Raw genomic sequence first — 15,495 nt, forward strand, 5'->3', positions numbered from 1 at the left:
GAACCCATGCCGAACTCAGAAGTGAAACGCGGTAGCGCCGATGGTAGTGTGGCATTCGCCATGCGAGAGTAGGACACTGCCAGGCACCCAATACAAGAAACCCCGCTCATCGAGCGGGGTTTTTTATTGCCTGAAATCCAGGCGTCTGATTTGTTGTTATCAGCACTGGTTTGCAACCTGCTCCTACCAATCTCTCCTATAAGTAAACTTATCATTAAAAATCATGACGTTATAAATCATCTTGCCTCACGCTTCGCGTCTGAGCGGGTTTAACTGTCATCAGTCAAATGATAATGATTATTGTTTGATTGATCTTGTCCTGGTCGTTACAATCCAGACCGATTAATAAGTTGCTTTTCAAATAAGCATTTATTAATCACCGTTCCCGGCAGGAGGCCGGGTCTTGTAACGAGTGAAGTAAGGGAATACGCCACTTTCCTACTTGAAACGTTCAGGCCAAATCATGACAACAATACAACCAAGCAAGCTTGCCTTGCTGATCGGTTCTCTTCTCTCTATTCACGCCGTCGCTTCCGAACAGGAAGTGATGGTTGTCACCGCCTCGGGTTTTCAGCAAAAAATCGAGGATTCTGCAGCTTCTATCTCCGTCATTACTCGCGAGCAGTTGGAGAAGCGCGCCTATCGTGATGTGACTGATGCACTGAAAGATGTCCCCGGTGTGGTGGTGACCGGTGGTGGCAGCAGCAGTGATATCAGCATTCGCGGTATGGGCTCGAAATACACCCTGATGCTGGTTGATGGCAAAAAGGTGGATAGTCGCGGTACTCGTCCCAATAGCGACGGCCCCGGTATCGAGCAAGGCTGGCTACCGCCGCTGCAGGCAATCGAGCGGATTGAGGTCGTCCGTGGCCCCATGTCATCCCGTTATGGTTCAGATGCCATGGGCGGCGTGATTAACGTGATTACCCGTAAGACCACCGGTCTGGCCTGGCAGGGCTCGGTTCACGCTGATTCGACCTTCCAGGAGAACAAGGATGCCGGTAATAGCTTCCAGACCGATGCCTATACCGCAGGCTCACTGATCGATGGGGTGTTGGGGCTGCGCTTCAATGGTCAGCTGGCCCATCGTGGCGAGGATAAGTTTACCCAAGGCTTTGCCGAACAGGAGACCCGCAGCGGTACAGCTGTGCTCAGCTTCAAGCCTGACGAGCACAACCGCTTCGATCTGGAAGCCAGTCGCAGCTTGCAGGATCGGGATCGCACGGCAGGCAATTCGCTTGATGCCAAGGCGAAAGATAGCCTTAACCGCTACGAGCGCACCAACTATGCGCTGACTCATGATGGCCAGTATGATTTCGGCTCTTCCAGCAGCTATCTGCAGCAGGAGACCAACACCAACCCCGGCCGCAAGATGGAGCTCACCAACACCATCGCCGATACCCACACCCAGTTCATTCTGGGGGATCACTACCTGAGCGTCGGTGGGCAGTACCGCTATGAGGATCTGCACGATCAGGGCAATAACCTGAAAGTGGCCAACCCGGCCACACAGCTGACCCGCTGGAGCTGGGCGATGTTTGTCGAGGATGAGTGGTCACTTACTGACAGCTTTGCCCTGACAGGGGGCGCCCGCATGGATCGGGATCAGAACTACGGCTCTCACTGGAGCCCGCGCCTCTACGGTGTCTGGCATCTGGATGATAGCTGGACCCTGAAAGGGGGCGTGTCGACCGGTTATCGCTCGCCGGACTTGCGGATGTCGGCGGCCAACTGGGGCCAGGTCACCGGTGGTGGCAGCCTGGATGGCATGCTGGTCGGTAACCCGGATCTCAAACCCGAGACCAGCGTGAGTGAAGAGATTGGCTTGCTGTGGAATGGCCATCAGGGCTTCAATGCCGGGGTGACCCTGTTCAACACCGACTTCAAGAACAAGATCTCCGAAGTACGTCGCTGCACCAGCAAGAGCGATCCGGCCTGTACTCTCAATGGCCACAGCTATGACTTCATCAGCGATCGGGTCAACGTCGACAAGGCGAACATGCGTGGCGTAGAGAGCATGATGGATTGGGCGATTAACGACGAGTGGTCGGTCAGCGGCAGCTATACCTTTACCCAGTCCGAGCAGAAGAGCGGCCTGCTGGCGGGTCATGCCCTCAACCAGATGCCCCGTCATATGCTCAACGGCAGCGTAGACTGGCAGACCACCGAGGATCTCAACCTCTGGTCGCGAGTCAACTTCCGTGGCGAGACTTCCGAGTACCTGAGCCGGGTCAAGATGGCGGAGGGAACGCCCTCCTATACCTTCTTTGACATGGGGTTGGTCTACAAGGCCAACAAGCATCTCGATCTGACCGCCGGGGTCTACAACCTGTTCGACAAGACGGTGGATTACAGCAGCTATGGCACAGTGCTGGATGGTCGCCGTTACAATCTGGGTGTCACCTACAACTTCTGACAGACATAATGCAACACGGCCGCCATCATCCGATGGCGGCCGTTTTTATTGAGCATCCATCGGGTTGGCAGTTACCTGATATGGTGCCGCCTGCCAGGTGTTGCGACCATTGGCTTTGGCTTGATACATCAGCTGGTCTGCCTGTCGCAGCAGCTGGTCGGTGTCGATACTCTCCCCGGCTGAAATCCAGACTGCTCCTGTGCTGATGGAGAGGGTGACCTCACCCAGAGTAGTCTCCAGCCGCTCTTTATTGGCTTCCTGACAGAGGCATGCCGCCCACAACCCGCTCGCCTGCAGGTTATCGCTCGGCAGCAGGACGCAAAATTCCTCACCACCAATGCGTGCAAACAGACTCTGCTCCGGCAAGATGACGGCTATGCTCTCGGCCAGTTTTTCCAGCAGCTTGTCGCCCACGTTGTGGCCGAATTTATCGTTGGTCTCCTTGAAGTGATCCACGTCGAACAGCAGCAGAGCGCAGGGTGCGCCGCTGGTCAGTTGCTGCTCCAGTGACGGGATAAAGGCACGCCGGTTGAGGAGACCCGTCAGCGGATCTGTGCTGGCCAGCTTTTCGAGCCGGGCATTGGCCCGGCTCAGTTCTGCCGTTCGATTGGCGACAGCCCGGCGCAGCTGCACGATATAGGCCACCATGACGAGGCCCGCCGCCAGCAGTAGCCAGGGGCCGAGATGGATGGGGTAGACGGTCTCGACATGCATCCATTTGCGGATAATCCGCTCCCGGTCGCTCTCCTTGATCCTGGCGAATCCCTCTTCGAGCTTGGCAAGCAGGGCGAGATCCCCTTTCTTGACGGCAAAGCGGATCTGGTCGGTATAGAGGTGGCGCACCGGAATGAAGCGGGTCGGATCTGCCGAGGTATAGATGTAGAAGTTGGCGACCTGCAGATCGGCGATAAAGGCCTTTATATCGCCCCGAAAGGCCGCTGCCAGCAGGGTGTCGTTGTCATCGAAGGTCTGCAGTTTGGTGCCGGGGAAGTAGCGCTTGGCGTAGTACTCTTCATAACCGCCAGCGACGACGCCGACGGTCTCATGTAGCAGGTAGTAGTGGACATCGGTGCCGCGCAGCTCGTTGGAGAAGAAGAGCTGGGAGTCGAGCTGGGCGAGGGGCTGGCCATAGTCGAACAGCTTGTCCCGCTCCGGTGACCAGAGCAGACCGGCATGCACATCAGCCTTCCCTTCGTGCAGCAGATCGAGGGAGTGCTGCCAGTCGACCAGCCGGAACTCGATCTTCTGGCCGGTGACGCGAGCATATTCGCGCCAGAGGTCGATCAGCAGGCCATCTGGCTGGCCCGACTCATTGATATAGGAGAAGGGCTGCCACGCCTTGGAGTTGGTGATGACGAGGGGCTTTTCAGGCTCTTTTCCCGAGGCGTGCAGGGCAATAATGAGCAGCAGAAAACTACACCCTGCCCTGAACGCTTGTCCAATCCGAGAAGAAGCCATCCCTGCTCCAATCCATTGCCAGCCGCTGTCTGTAGACGCCGATTATTACTGCCTTCAACGAGGAAGAACAAGCGATCTGGCGATGAAGTTTACATGATGGCAGCATTGCCGTAACGAGCAGGACTCATACCGTGACGGCTTACAGCGGCAGGCTGATTTTTGCCTCCAGTCCGCCCTCCGGCCGGTTGAGCAGGGTGAGCTCACCGCCGTGCTGATGTACCAGGGTGCGGGCGATGGAGAGGCCGAGCCCCACGCTGCCAGACTCGGTATTTCGTGCCTCGTCGAGCCGCACGAACGGCTTGAACACATCCTCCAGTCGCGCCGGATCGATCCCCGGGCCGTGGTCGCAGACCCGGATCAGCAGCTCGCTGCGAGTTCGCTCCAGCGAGACCTCGGCACTGCCGGCGTATTTGATGGCGTTGCCGATCAGGTTCTGCAGTACCCGGCGCAGGGTGTTGGCGCGGCAGGCGTAGACCTCTTTCCCTTCCGCCAGACAGGTGACCGGCTGGCCGGTATCGGCATAGTCATCACACAGACTGACCAGCAGGCTGACCAGATCCAGTTCCCGCGTTGCCTCCTGTTGCCCCTCTTCGCGGGCAAAGCTGAGGGTGGCGGCCAGCATCTGCTCCATCTGTTGCAGGGTCTGCTGGATGCGATCCTTGTCCTCGCCATCTGCCAGAAACTCGCTGCGCAGGCGCAGGCTGGTGATGGGGGTGCGCAAATCGTGGGAGATGGCGGCCAGCATCCGGGTTCTGTCCTGCACGAAGCGATCAAGCCGGGTATGCATCCGGTTGAAGGCCTGAATCGATTCGCGGATCTCGGTCGGCCCCTCCTCTTTCAAGGGCTCGATATCCTCTCCGCGCCCCAGTCGTTCGGCGTTGCCTGCCAGTTGCTTGAGGGGGCGGGTGGCGCGACGAAACAGCAGCACCATCAGCCCGATCACCAGACTGGCTACCAGCATCAGGTTGAAGGTGGTTTGCCATGACCAGCTGCCGGCCTCCTTGTCGACCAGCGAGCTGAACTGCAGCCAGCCACCCTGTGGCAGTTCGATGGATCCGTAGAGCCGCATGTCTCGCGGCGGTGGTGGCCCCTTGCGATCCCGCATCATGCGAGCATGGTGCTCCCAGGCCTTGCTGCGCTGGGCATCCTCTTTCAGTTCGGCACTGATCTCGATAGTAAGCGCGGGGGGATAGCCAAGGCGCGATCGTACCAGCTGCTCGAAGCGGGGGCTGCGGTTATCGGGCTGCATCGGCTCGCCTTCAATTCGCAGCAGCAGGGTTTCGCTGCGGCTCGCCTTGAGGATCTCGTCATAGAGAGACGGGGGAGAAAGGGAGAGCAGCCGTACCACCGAGATGATCCGCTGCATGGCGTTGCGGCTGTTGACGAAGCCGAGTGCCTCCTCCCGATCCGAGCGGTAGATCTGAATGCTGAGCAGCTGGATCAGGATCAAGCCCGCCAGCGCCACCAGAATGATCTGGCCGGTCAGCCCCTTGGGCCACATCCGTGCCCATAGCCGTTTCAGTGCATTCACCACTTATACCTGCGTCACATCGGCCGAGAACATATAACCGCCACCCCAGATGGTCTTGATCAGTTCCGGATTCTTGGGATCCCGCTCCAGCTTGCGGCGCAGTCGGCTCACCAGGGTATCGATGGCGCGATCGAAGGCCACCGCCTCGCGGCCGCGGGCCAGATCCAGCAGTTGATCCCGGCTCAGCACCCGCTGCGGGCGTTCGAGAAATACCTTGAGCAGATCGAACTCGGCAGTGGAGAGGCTCAGACCCACCCCATCCTCATCGACCAGCTCGCGGCGGTTGATATCGAGCAGCCAGCGATCGAAGCGAAGATCCCGGGTCAGGGTCTCGGCAGCGGGTTGGTTATCCGCCTGGGTGCGGCGCATCACCGCCTTGATGCGGGCCAGCAGCTCGCGTGGGTTGAAGGGTTTGGCCAGATAGTCATCGGCTCCCATCTCCAGCCCTATGATACGGTCGGTCTCTTCCCCCATGGCGGTGAGCATGATGATGGGCAGGCTCGATTTGGCACGCAGTTCGCGGCAGAGGGTCAGACCGTCCTCGCCCGGCATCATCAGATCCAGTACCAGCAGATCGAACTCCCGCTCCTCCAGCAGTCGTTTCATCTCCTTGCCATCCCGGGCGCAGCTGACCCGCAGGCCGTGCTGTTCCAGAAAGCGCTTCAAGAGATCGCGGATCTCGCTGTGGTCGTCGACCACCAGAATATGGGTGTTGCCCTGATTCATGAATACCTCCCCTGCTTGGCGTTGGCACGAGTATACGAAAATACGCTGCGCGGTTTGTGTCAAAGTGTGCCAGATCCGCCTGATGCCACACTCTGCTACAAAAAAGGGCGATGCTGGCAAAGTTCAGACACCGGTCGGGTGTTTACTTGAGGGCAAGGCGAGAGAGCCGAACCCGAATCATCCGACAGGAGATAGACCATGAAAAAGCTGACCAAAACTTTGATGACCGCCACCCTGATCCTTGGCCTGCCGCTGGGCGCCTATGCCGCCACGCAAACTGCCCCGGCTCCAGATCCCGGTGCCATGGTGGATTGCCCGATGGATGGCGGCATGATGGGCGGTAAACACCACGGTGGCCGTCACGACAAGATGGCACGCCTGCAGAACATGACCCCGGAACAGATCGAAGCCAACCTGAAGCAACGCTATGATCGCATTCAGGATCCGGCCAAGAAGGCAGAGTTCATCAAGAACCTCAACGAGCGTGCCGACGGTATGACTAAACACGCCGAGGCGATGAAGAAGTTTGCCGAAGCGAACCAGTAAGCCATACCTGACAAGGTGTGCTGGAGATGAGAGAGGGGGAGCATGTTGCTCCCCCTCTCTTTTTGTTATGGCAAATGGCACTGGCAAAACGACGCTTATTCGCTGCCACTATTTTGAAACAGCCTGGGGATCTCACGCACCAGCCAGCTTTTGGCCTTGCCCATGGTGTCGCGGCGCCAGGCCAGCACGACCTGCAGCTGATGGCGGTACTCGGGGCTGATCACCTTGAGCCGACCGGTCTTGATATCCTCCTCAATCCAGCTCTGCGGCATTGTGCCGATGCCGAGCCCGGCCAGCAGGGCATCGCGCTTCTCCGCCATGGTGCTGACGGTGAGGCGCGGCTGCTTGTCGAGCAGGCGGTAGGTGAGCACCGGCTTGCGCAGGGCGGTATCGGCGACGGCGATGGCGCGATAGCGGCGCAGGGTCTCGTCGGCGAGGGGCTCCGGCTCCTGATGGAGAGGGTGGTCGGGGTGGGCGACATAGAGCATCACCTCCTCTTTCAGCACCTGATGCTTGATGCCGGTCATGACTATATCCGGGTTGAGGGAGGAGATGAGCAGGTCAGCGCGGCCATCCTCCAGACACTCCCAGCTGCCCGCCAGCACTTCGGCGCGCAGTCTGAGCCGGGTATCGGTCTGCTCGGCCAGTCGATCTACCAGCGGGTAGAGCGCCTGCAAGGGCACCAGCGCATCGACGGCGATGGTGATGTCGGTTTCCCAGCCGCGGGCCAGCGCCCGGGTCTCGCCCACCAGATGCTCGGCTGCCTCCAGCAGCACCCGCCCGCGTTCCAGCAGCATGCGCCCCGCCGGGGTGAACTTGGTGCGGTGGCCGCTGCGGTCGAACAGCATGGCATCCAGTTCGTCTTCCAGCTTTTGTACCGTATAGCTCAATGCCGAGGGCACCTTGCCCAGCTCGTCTGCCGCCGCCGCGAAGCTGCCACGGCGGTCGATGGCATCCAGCACCCGGATCGCTTCCAGGGTGAGTGCGCGTTCCTTGTTCGACTCCTTGGCCATTTTTCACCTTCAATTTTTTTGAATATGTTCGCCAGATTATCTCGCTAACAAGTTAAGCCAAGCACCTTTAATATTCAATCATCGCTTAGGCAGGAACGTCTGGCGGCCAAATATGCGGGAAGTTCCGCACTGTGACAGGCCAAATCGGCATGTCTGATGTCGGTGAAAGAACAACACACTATTTGAATGACCTCTTGCATGGATGCATTGATTCTGGCCGAGCTGGCCTTGGCAATGACATATAAAACAAGAGAGTGAATGAACATGAAAAACGTAATCAAGATGCTGGCCGTTGCAGGCCTGATGACCACAGGTTTCGCCCACGCCGCCGTACCGGCTGACTTCAACGCCACCCCGGGTGTGCTGTTTGTTAAGTGGCACTCCACCGCAGCGCTGGATGGCAAAGCTAACCCGATGCTGGAAGTGCGCGACGAGTCTGGCGATCTGCTGGCATCGGTTCATGCCAACCTGATGGGCACCCAGCAGGTGAAGATCCCGGGTCGTACCCAGGGCAACCTGACTGTCAGCCTGGCTGGCGAGAGCAGCGAATATCGCATTCCGTTCGGTCTCGGCGGTGGCAAAGATCGCTAAATCGAACCCCGGATAGATGAGGAGCACACCATGATGCAATTGAGAGCCGCAGAGGCGCGAGGCAAGGCCAATTTCGGCTGGCTGGACGCACGCCACAGTTTCTCCTTCGGTCACTACTACGACCCGGAGTGGATGGGGCACTCGGTACTGCGGGTGATCAATCAGGATCTGGTTGCGCCGGGTGGCGGATTCGCCACCCACCCTCACGCCAATATGGAGATCCTCACTTGCGTGCTGCAAGGCAGCATAGAGCACAAGGACAGCCTCGGCCATGTCGAGCAGATCCCGGCAGGGGATTTCCAGCTGATGAGCGCAGGCAGCGGGATCCGTCACAGCGAGTACAACCCCTCGCAGACGGAACCCCTCTCTCTGTTGCAGATCTGGATCGAGCCGAATGAAGTTGGCACGCCACCCGGATATCAGCAGAAGAAGATCGAGTCCAGACCGGGTATGACGCTGGTGGCGTCACCGGATGGCGAGGCGGGATCCTTCGTGATCCGCCAGCAGGCCCGCGTATGGCGGCTGGAGCTGGCCCCGGGCGAAACGCTCGACTGGGCACTGGCTGGCCGACATGGTTACCTGCAGATGATTTCAGGGGAGCTGACCGCCAACGGTCTGGCTGCCCGACCCGGCGACGGGGTACTCAGTCGTGATGAATACCGGTGGGAGTTGGTCGCAACCAGTGCCACTCAAGCCCTGTTATTTGACCTACCCTGAAGCAGTCAGCGGTGATGTGACACAAACGAGGAAGATGAAATGGACAAGATGAAAGATGTAGCGCTGCTGGCGGGTCGTGTACTGCTGGCGCTGATGTTCGTGATGGCGGGTTGGGGCAAGATTGGCGGTTACGCCGGCACCCAGGGCTATATGGAAGCGATGGGGGTGCCGGGTTTTATCCTGCCGCTGGTGATCCTGCTTGAGCTGGGTGGTGGCCTCGCCATCATGCTGGGTCTCTTTACCCGCAGCCTGTCGGTGCTGATGGCCGGTTTCACCCTGATGGCCGCCTTTATTTTCCACTACCAGCCTGCCGAACAGATGCAGATGCTGATGTTTATGAAGAACGTCTCCGTTGCCGGTGGTTTCCTGGCGCTGGCGGCGGCTGGTGCGGGTGTATTCAGTGTGGATGCCCGTCTCGGCAAAAACTGGTAACAGCCAGTCAGTTTAAGTTTTCCAAGCCTTTTGGCCGGTGCAACTGCACCGGCTTTTTTCTGTCAGCGAGATAGTGCTGAACAAATCTGCGGCCCCCCTCATGGTTCAGCGGTTTGCCCGCCTGCTGGCCACAAGTGCCTTTTGCATCTTATCCCCCGATCCCCGACAATTCCCTCTCTTGTGAAGTGACGGAAATGGCTCGCCTTTTCCCTCGCCCCCTCTCATCCACAGGCGGGAATTGCTCATGTTTACCCTCTACCACTCCAATCAGCTGGATCTGCTCAAAGAGCTGCTGGTGAGCCGCATCCGGCAGGCCCCTCTCTCTCACCCCTTCGATCGGGAGCAGATCCTGGTGCAGAGCCCGGGCATGGCCCAGTGGCTCAAGCTGGAGCTGGCCAAAGCGTTCGGCATTGCCGCCAATATCGACTTTCCGCTGCCCGCCAGCTTTATCTGGGAGATGTTCACCCGGGTGCTGGCGGATGTACCGCGCCAGAGCCCCTACAACAAGGGCTCCATGAGCTGGCAGCTGATGACCATTCTGCCTGCCTTGCTGGACAGACCCGCCTTTGCCCCGCTCGCCGCCTATCTGGGCGGCGGAGAGGACGAGGATCCCGCCAAGGATCCCGAGCAAGTCAGGCTGTGGCAGCTCTGCCAGAAGGTGGCGGATCTCTTTGACCAGTATCTGGTTTACCGGCCGGACTGGATCGCCCGTTGGGAAGAGGGGGAAGGATTGAGTCAGGAGCTGGCCGGGGTGAGCGGTCAGGATTGGCAGCCCGAGCTGTGGCGCGAGCTGGTGGCCCGTACGTTGGCGCTCTCTCCGAGCGGCTACCACCGCGCCAACCTCTACGAGGAGTTTATCCACGAGCTGGAACGCACCGCCGATCTGCCCGGCAAGCTGCCGCAGCGGGTCTTTGTGTTCGGCATCTCGGCGCTGCCGCCGCGCTATGTGGAGGCGCTGCTGGCCCTCGGCAGCCGGCCGGAGGTGGAGGTGCACCTGTTCGTCACCAACCCCTGCCGCTACTACTGGGGGGATCTGCTGGATCGCAAGACGCTGGCGCGGTTGGAGAACAAGCTCAAACCCGGCACCGATATCGAGACATTGCAAGGCCCCGCCAACCCGCTGCTCGCCTCCATGGGCAAGCTGGGGCGCGACTATCTGCATCAGCTGATGGAGCTGGAGGTGCCGCAAATCGAGGCCTTCGTCGATATCGACGAGGTGGATGCCAGGGGCAATGTCAGCCTGCTGCGCGCCATCCAGAAGGATGTGCTGGAGCTGGCCGAACGGGGCGCCGGTCAGTTCGATCTCGACAGCAGTCAGCACAAGAGCCCGATTGATCCGGCGGATGGATCCTTGCAGATCCACGCCTGCCACGGCCCGATGCGCGAACTCGAGGTGCTGCACGATCGGCTGCTGGCGCTGTTCGAGCAGGACCCGGCCCTCACCCCGAAAGATGTGGTGGTGATGATGCCGGATGTGAACAGCTACGGCCCCTACATTCAGGCGGTATTTGGTGCGCGCGGTCAGATCCCCTTCGCGGTATCGGATCGGGCGGCGAGTCAGGAGAGCCCGCTGCTGCAAAGCTTCCTCGCCCTGCTCAGGCTGCCCAACGCCCGCTTCGGGGCTGGCGAGCTGCTCGCCATTCTCGAGGTGCCCGCCGTGCTGCGCCGCTTCGAGCTGGATGATGACGAGTTCAACCAGCTGCGAGTCTGGGTGCAGGAGACCGGCATCCGCTGGGGGCTGGATGACGGCTACCCCGTCCGTTTCGATCTGCCGCCCATGTCCGGCAACAGCTGGCTGTTCGGCCTGCGCCGCATGCTGCTGGGCTTTGCCATGGGGGATGGCGAGCCGGTGGCGGGCATTCTGCCCTACGCCGATATCGAGGGTCAGCAGGGGCTGGCGCTCGGCAAGCTCGCCTGGTTTGTCGATTCGCTGGCCGAATTCCTGCCCCGGCTGCAACAGGCGCAGCCGCTGGCCGAGTGGAATGCCTGCCTGCTGGCGCTGCTGGAGCGCTTCTATCTGGCCGACGAAGATGAAGAGCGTCAGCTCCAGCTCATTCGCAGCCAACTGGCCGAGTGGCAGACCCGGCTTGGCGAGGCCCGCTTCGAGCAGCCCATCACCGCCGACCTGTTGCAGGATTACTTCGGCAGCGTGCTGGGGGAGTCCCGCTCCAGCCAGCGCTTCCTCGCCGGTCAGGTCAACTTCTGCACCCTGATGCCGATGCGCTCCATCCCCTTCAAGCAGGTCTGCCTGCTCGGCATGAACGATGGCGTCTACCCACGCACCCTGGCTCCCATGGGGTTCGATCTGATGGCGGCGGCGTCGCGGCGCGGGGATCGCTCCCGCCGCGATGATGACCGCTACCTCTTTCTCGAGGCGCTGCTCAGTGCCCAGCAGGGGCTCTATATCAGCTATCAGGGCTTCAGCGCGCAGGACAACAGCGACAAGGTGCCGTCGGTGCTGCTGGCGGAGCTGATCGACTATGTGCGGCAAGGCTTTGTGCTGGCGGGGGACGAGGATCTCGACGACGAAACCTCCGGCAAGCGGCTGCTCAACCATCTGATGGTGGCGCACCCGCTTACCCCCTACAGCCGCAACTACTTCTACCCGGAGGCGGGTTCGCGCCTCTTTACCTATGCCGCCGACTGGCTGCCCGCCCTCAATCCGGTGCGCGGCGCGGCCAACTTCCAGAGCGGCGAGCTGCCTCTCCCGCCCGAATGGGGCAAGGAGCAGGGGTTGGAGCTGGCGGAGCTGCTGCGCTTCTATCGCCAGCCCACCAAATATTTCCTCAACCGCCGCCTCAAGGTGTGGTTTGAACTGAACGAAGCCAACATCGAGGACAGCGAGCCGTTCGAGCTGGATGGCCTGCAACATTATCAGCTGAAAGATCTGCTGCTCGATGCCCATCTGGCGGAAGGAGATAGTACCGAGCGTCGCGAGCGGTTGCAGCTCACCGGCCTGCTGCCGCAAGGGTGGTTCGGCAGCCTGCTGCTGGACGATCTGGATGCCGAGATGGGCAAGCTGGCGGATCGGCTGCGGCCATGGGTTGCTGCCAATGAGGCAGAAAAGCAGGCGGTGGAGATCGATATCTCCCTGACTCAGGGCCAGCTGCAAGGGTGGATCGACACCCAGAAGGGGCGCTTGCTGGTGGTCAAACCCGGCAGCTTCAACGGCAAGGATCTGCTGCTGGGCTGGATCCAGCACCTCTGCCTCTCATTGAGCTGCGCCCCCGGCGACACCCTGCTGTTCGATGCCAAACAGAGTCTGCGGTTAGCCAAGCTCGCTGCCGAGGAGGCGCGGCCCAAGCTGGCGGCGCTGGTGGCATGCTGGGCGCAGGGGATGAAGCGGCCGCTGCCGTTTTTCCCCAACACCGCATGGGATTGGCTCAAGGCGATCGAGAAGGATCCCGACAAGCCGGAGGCGGCCGACAAGGCGGCCCTCACCCGTTTCAACGGCGGCTGGATGATCAATGGGGAGGGGCAAGATCCTTACGTCGCCCGCTGCTTCCCCGAACTCGATGACGAGGTGCTGGGGCAGTTGCAGGCGCTGGCCCGCGAACACCTGACCCCGCTGCTCAAGACCCTGGAGGAGCTGAAATAATGGCTAACCCGCTCAATACATTGCGTTTTCCCCTCCATGGTGAACGACTGATCGAAGCCTCCGCCGGAACCGGCAAGACCTACACCATCGCCGGCCTCTACCTGCGCCTGCTGCTGGGCCACGGCCCGCTGATTGAAGAGGGCGCCGATGCCGGTCAGCTGAGCGCCCACGAGCGACCGCTCTCGGTGACCGAAATTCTGGTGGTGACCTTTACCGAAGCGGCCACCGCCGAACTGCGGGGACGGATCCGCGGTCGCATCCACGAGGCGCGTCTCGCCTTTATGCGCGGCCATAGCAGTGACACCCTGCTGGCCCAGTTGTTGGAAGAGGTGGACGATCACGAGCTGGCGGCCCGTCGTCTGCTGGCCGCCGAGCGGCAGATGGACGAGGCGGCGGTCTTTACCATCCACGGCTTCTGCCAGCGGATGCTCAAGCAGAACGCCTTCGAGTCGGGTGCCCTCTTTGAAACCGAATTTCTCACCGACGACAGCCAGCTCAGGCTGCAGGCGGTGAGCGACTACTGGCGCGCCGAGTTCTATCCGGTGGATAAAACCCTCGCCAGCGCGGTGCGCGCGCTCTGGTCGAGCCCCGCCGCCCTGCTGCGGGAGATGAATGGCTGGCTCGACAACAGCGAGCTGGAGATCCACCCCGCGCTGGGGGATGAGACCCTCGCCGCCCGCCATCAGGCGGCCATGAGTCGCATCGCGGCGGTGAAGAGTGAATGGCTGGCGCAAGGGGACGAGATCCGCCGCCAGACCGATGGCCAGATCAGCCGCTACACCGGCAAGAACTACGAAGGCTGGCTTGCCAAGATTGGCGACTGGGCGCAGGACGAGAGCAGTGGTTACGCCATTCCCAAGGAGCTGGAACGCTTTGGCCAGACGGTGCTGGAGGAGAACCTCAAGAAGGGGGGCGCTGTGCCGACCCTGCCGCTGTTCAGTCAGATAGACGAGCTTCTGGCCAGCCGCCCCGGTATTCGGGATCTCATCCTGCAACGGGCGGCCAAGGTGGTGCGCAGCCGGATGCAGGCCAGCAAGCGCCAAGCCCATCAGCTCTCGTTCGATGACCTGCTCAAAGATCTCGACGGAGCGCTTGGCTCAAGCCTTGGCGAGCGGCTCTGCGAGCGGATTCGCGCCACCTACCGGGTGGCGATGATCGACGAATTTCAGGATACCGATCCCCAGCAGTACCGCATCTTCCATCGGCTTTACGGCGGTCACACAGACACGGCGCTATTGATGATCGGTGACCCCAAGCAGGCCATCTACGGCTTTCGCGGCGCCGACATCTTTACCTACATTCAGGCGCGGCGAAATGTGAGCGCCCACTACACCCTCGGGCGCAACTGGCGCTCCAGCAGTGCGCTGGTGGGGGCGGTCAACGGCCTGTTCGAGCGGGCCAAGGATCCCTTTATCTACGAAGCGGATATCCCCTTCCTGCCGGTGGAGGCGCAGGGCAAGAGCAAGGCGCTGCTGCTCGATGGCGCCACTGCCCCAGTGCTCCACTGCTGGCAGCTGAGCGGCCAGCTGACCTTCAACCGGGGGGATTACCAGAGCAAGATGGCCCGCGCCACCGCCGCCGAGATCCACCGCCTGCTGACCCTGGCCCGCGAGGGCAAGGCGCTGATCGGTGACAAGGCGGTGAAGGCCGGAGATATCGCCGTGCTGGTGCGCACCGGCGCCGAGGGCAAGCTGGTGCAGCAGGAGCTGGCGCGGCTTGCCATCGCCTCCGTCTACCTGTCGAACCGCGAGAGCGTGCTGGAGCAGGTGGAGGCGCGGGAGATACTGCTTATTCTGCACGCCTGCCAGAACCCGAGCGAGGAGCGCAGCCTGCGGGCGGCGCTCGCCACCGGGTTGTTTGATCTGGATGCCAAGGCGCTCGATGGGCTGGCCAGTGACGAGCGGGCGTGGGAGAGCGCGGTGCAGGAGTTTATGGAGTACCGCAAGATCTGGCACCGCCGTGGCGTGCTGGCCATGCTGCGGGCCCTGCTGCACCGGCGCAATCTCGCCTCTTCGCTTTTGGCGAGCCCCTATGGCGAGCGGCGGCTGACCAACTTCCTCCATCTTGGCGAGCTGCTGCAACAGGTGAGCAGCGAGCTGGACGGGGAGTATGCCCTGCTGCGCTGGCTGGGAGAGGCGGTGAGTCGCCCCAACGGGCAGGATGCTGAGCAGGTTCTGCGTTTAGAGTCCGAGCGCAAGCTGGTGCAGATCGTCACCATCCACAAATCCAAGGGGCTGGAGTACCCGCTGGTATTCCTGCCTTTCATCTGCAGCCACAGAACCGCCGAGACCCCGCTTTATCACGAGGCGGACGAGGCGGGCAATCGCACCATTCTCGATCTGACCGGCGCCGAGGGCTCCCTGGCGGAGGCTGACCGCGAGCGCCTTGCCGAAGATCTGCGGCTGCTCTATGTGGCGCTGACCCGGGGCGTCTACGCCACCTGGCTGGGGCTGGCACCGGTGCGGGC

At 61.1% G+C, this 15,495-nt stretch carries 11 protein-coding genes and 1 rRNA gene; 8 read left to right on the top strand and 4 right to left on the bottom strand.

Translation table 11 applies throughout. The features are described 5' to 3' along the window. Positions 1–85: ribosomal RNA gene (gene rrf, locus AACS24_RS21885) — 5S ribosomal RNA — on the top strand; the annotation flags it as partial. Positions 86–463: 378 nt separating this feature from the next. Next, the gene (locus tag AACS24_RS08435; protein WP_181364152.1) at positions 464–2,416 is read left to right on the top strand and encodes a ligand-gated channel protein; all 1,953 of its coding nucleotides are present in this window, start codon (positions 464–466) and stop codon (positions 2,414–2,416) included. Positions 2,417–2,461: 45 nt separating this feature from the next. Here the strand turns inward: AACS24_RS08435 and AACS24_RS08440 are convergent, their stop codons facing one another. The 3 genes from AACS24_RS08440 to AACS24_RS08450 form a co-directional block, all read right to left on the bottom strand. Beyond that, positions 2,462–3,874 carry a transporter substrate-binding domain-containing diguanylate cyclase gene (locus tag AACS24_RS08440; RefSeq protein WP_108570616.1) on the bottom strand — a complete coding sequence of 471 codons (1,413 nt, stop codon included), beginning with the start codon at positions 3,872–3,874 and terminating at the stop codon, positions 2,462–2,464. A gap of 139 nt (positions 3,875–4,013) precedes the next feature. Beyond that, on the bottom strand, positions 4,014–5,375 hold the full coding sequence (locus tag AACS24_RS08445) for an ATP-binding protein (RefSeq protein ID WP_108570617.1): 1,362 nt from the start codon (positions 5,373–5,375) through the stop codon (positions 4,014–4,016). Positions 5,376–5,408: 33 nt separating this feature from the next. Next, positions 5,409–6,131, bottom strand: a complete 723-nt coding sequence (locus AACS24_RS08450) for a response regulator (protein WP_108570618.1) — start codon at positions 6,129–6,131, stop codon at positions 5,409–5,411. A gap of 198 nt (positions 6,132–6,329) precedes the next feature. Between AACS24_RS08450 and AACS24_RS08455 the strand changes: the two genes are divergently transcribed. Further along, positions 6,330–6,677 carry a hypothetical protein gene (locus AACS24_RS08455; RefSeq protein ID WP_108570619.1) on the top strand — a complete coding sequence of 116 codons (348 nt, stop codon included), beginning with the start codon at positions 6,330–6,332 and terminating at the stop codon, positions 6,675–6,677. 95 nt (positions 6,678–6,772) lie between these two features. Here the strand turns inward: AACS24_RS08455 and AACS24_RS08460 are convergent, their stop codons facing one another. After that, positions 6,773–7,690, bottom strand: coding sequence for a LysR family transcriptional regulator (locus AACS24_RS08460; protein WP_108570620.1), 918 nt, complete (start codon positions 7,688–7,690; stop codon positions 6,773–6,775). A gap of 258 nt (positions 7,691–7,948) precedes the next feature. Between AACS24_RS08460 and AACS24_RS08465 the strand changes: the two genes are divergently transcribed. From AACS24_RS08465 to recB, 5 genes are all read left to right on the top strand, one after another. After that, the gene (locus tag AACS24_RS08465; protein WP_041210051.1) at positions 7,949–8,281 is read left to right on the top strand and encodes a hypothetical protein; all 333 of its coding nucleotides are present in this window, start codon (positions 7,949–7,951) and stop codon (positions 8,279–8,281) included. Positions 8,282–8,311: 30 nt separating this feature from the next. Then, positions 8,312–8,998: a pirin family protein gene (locus AACS24_RS08470; RefSeq protein WP_108570621.1), complete on the top strand. Its 687-nt coding sequence runs from the start codon at positions 8,312–8,314 to the stop codon at positions 8,996–8,998. Positions 8,999–9,037: 39 nt separating this feature from the next. After that, positions 9,038–9,430 carry a DoxX family protein gene (locus tag AACS24_RS08475; protein WP_108570622.1) on the top strand — a complete coding sequence of 131 codons (393 nt, stop codon included), beginning with the start codon at positions 9,038–9,040 and terminating at the stop codon, positions 9,428–9,430. A gap of 244 nt (positions 9,431–9,674) precedes the next feature. Beyond that, entirely contained in the window at positions 9,675–13,028 is a 3,354-nt protein-coding gene (recC, locus tag AACS24_RS08480; RefSeq protein ID WP_108570623.1) for an exodeoxyribonuclease V subunit gamma, read from the top strand. Continuing rightward, positions 13,028–15,495 (top strand): exodeoxyribonuclease V subunit beta (gene recB, locus AACS24_RS08485; RefSeq protein ID WP_108570624.1); only part of this gene is annotated, 2,468 nt, incomplete at its 3' end. The genes recC and recB, both read left to right, overlap by 1 nt.

The organism is Aeromonas sp. HMWF016 (assembly GCF_963878195.1).
Taxonomy (GTDB): domain Bacteria; phylum Pseudomonadota; class Gammaproteobacteria; order Enterobacterales; family Aeromonadaceae; genus Aeromonas; species Aeromonas lacus.

Coding starts and splice junctions, on each gene's coding strand:
- AACS24_RS08435 (WP_181364152.1), top strand. CDS start 464: ATGACAACAATACAACCAAGCAAGCTTGCCTTGCTGATCGGTTCTCTT.
- AACS24_RS08440 (WP_108570616.1), bottom strand. CDS start 3,874: ATGGCTTCTTCTCGGATTGGACAAGCGTTCAGGGCAGGGTGTAGTTTT.
- AACS24_RS08445 (WP_108570617.1), bottom strand. CDS start 5,375: ATGTGGCCCAAGGGGCTGACCGGCCAGATCATTCTGGTGGCGCTGGCG.
- AACS24_RS08450 (WP_108570618.1), bottom strand. CDS start 6,131: ATGAATCAGGGCAACACCCATATTCTGGTGGTCGACGACCACAGCGAG.
- AACS24_RS08455 (WP_108570619.1), top strand. CDS start 6,330: ATGAAAAAGCTGACCAAAACTTTGATGACCGCCACCCTGATCCTTGGC.
- AACS24_RS08460 (WP_108570620.1), bottom strand. CDS start 7,690: ATGGCCAAGGAGTCGAACAAGGAACGCGCACTCACCCTGGAAGCGATC.
- AACS24_RS08465 (WP_041210051.1), top strand. CDS start 7,949: ATGAACATGAAAAACGTAATCAAGATGCTGGCCGTTGCAGGCCTGATG.
- AACS24_RS08470 (WP_108570621.1), top strand. CDS start 8,312: ATGATGCAATTGAGAGCCGCAGAGGCGCGAGGCAAGGCCAATTTCGGC.
- AACS24_RS08475 (WP_108570622.1), top strand. CDS start 9,038: ATGGACAAGATGAAAGATGTAGCGCTGCTGGCGGGTCGTGTACTGCTG.
- recC (WP_108570623.1), top strand. CDS start 9,675: ATGTTTACCCTCTACCACTCCAATCAGCTGGATCTGCTCAAAGAGCTG.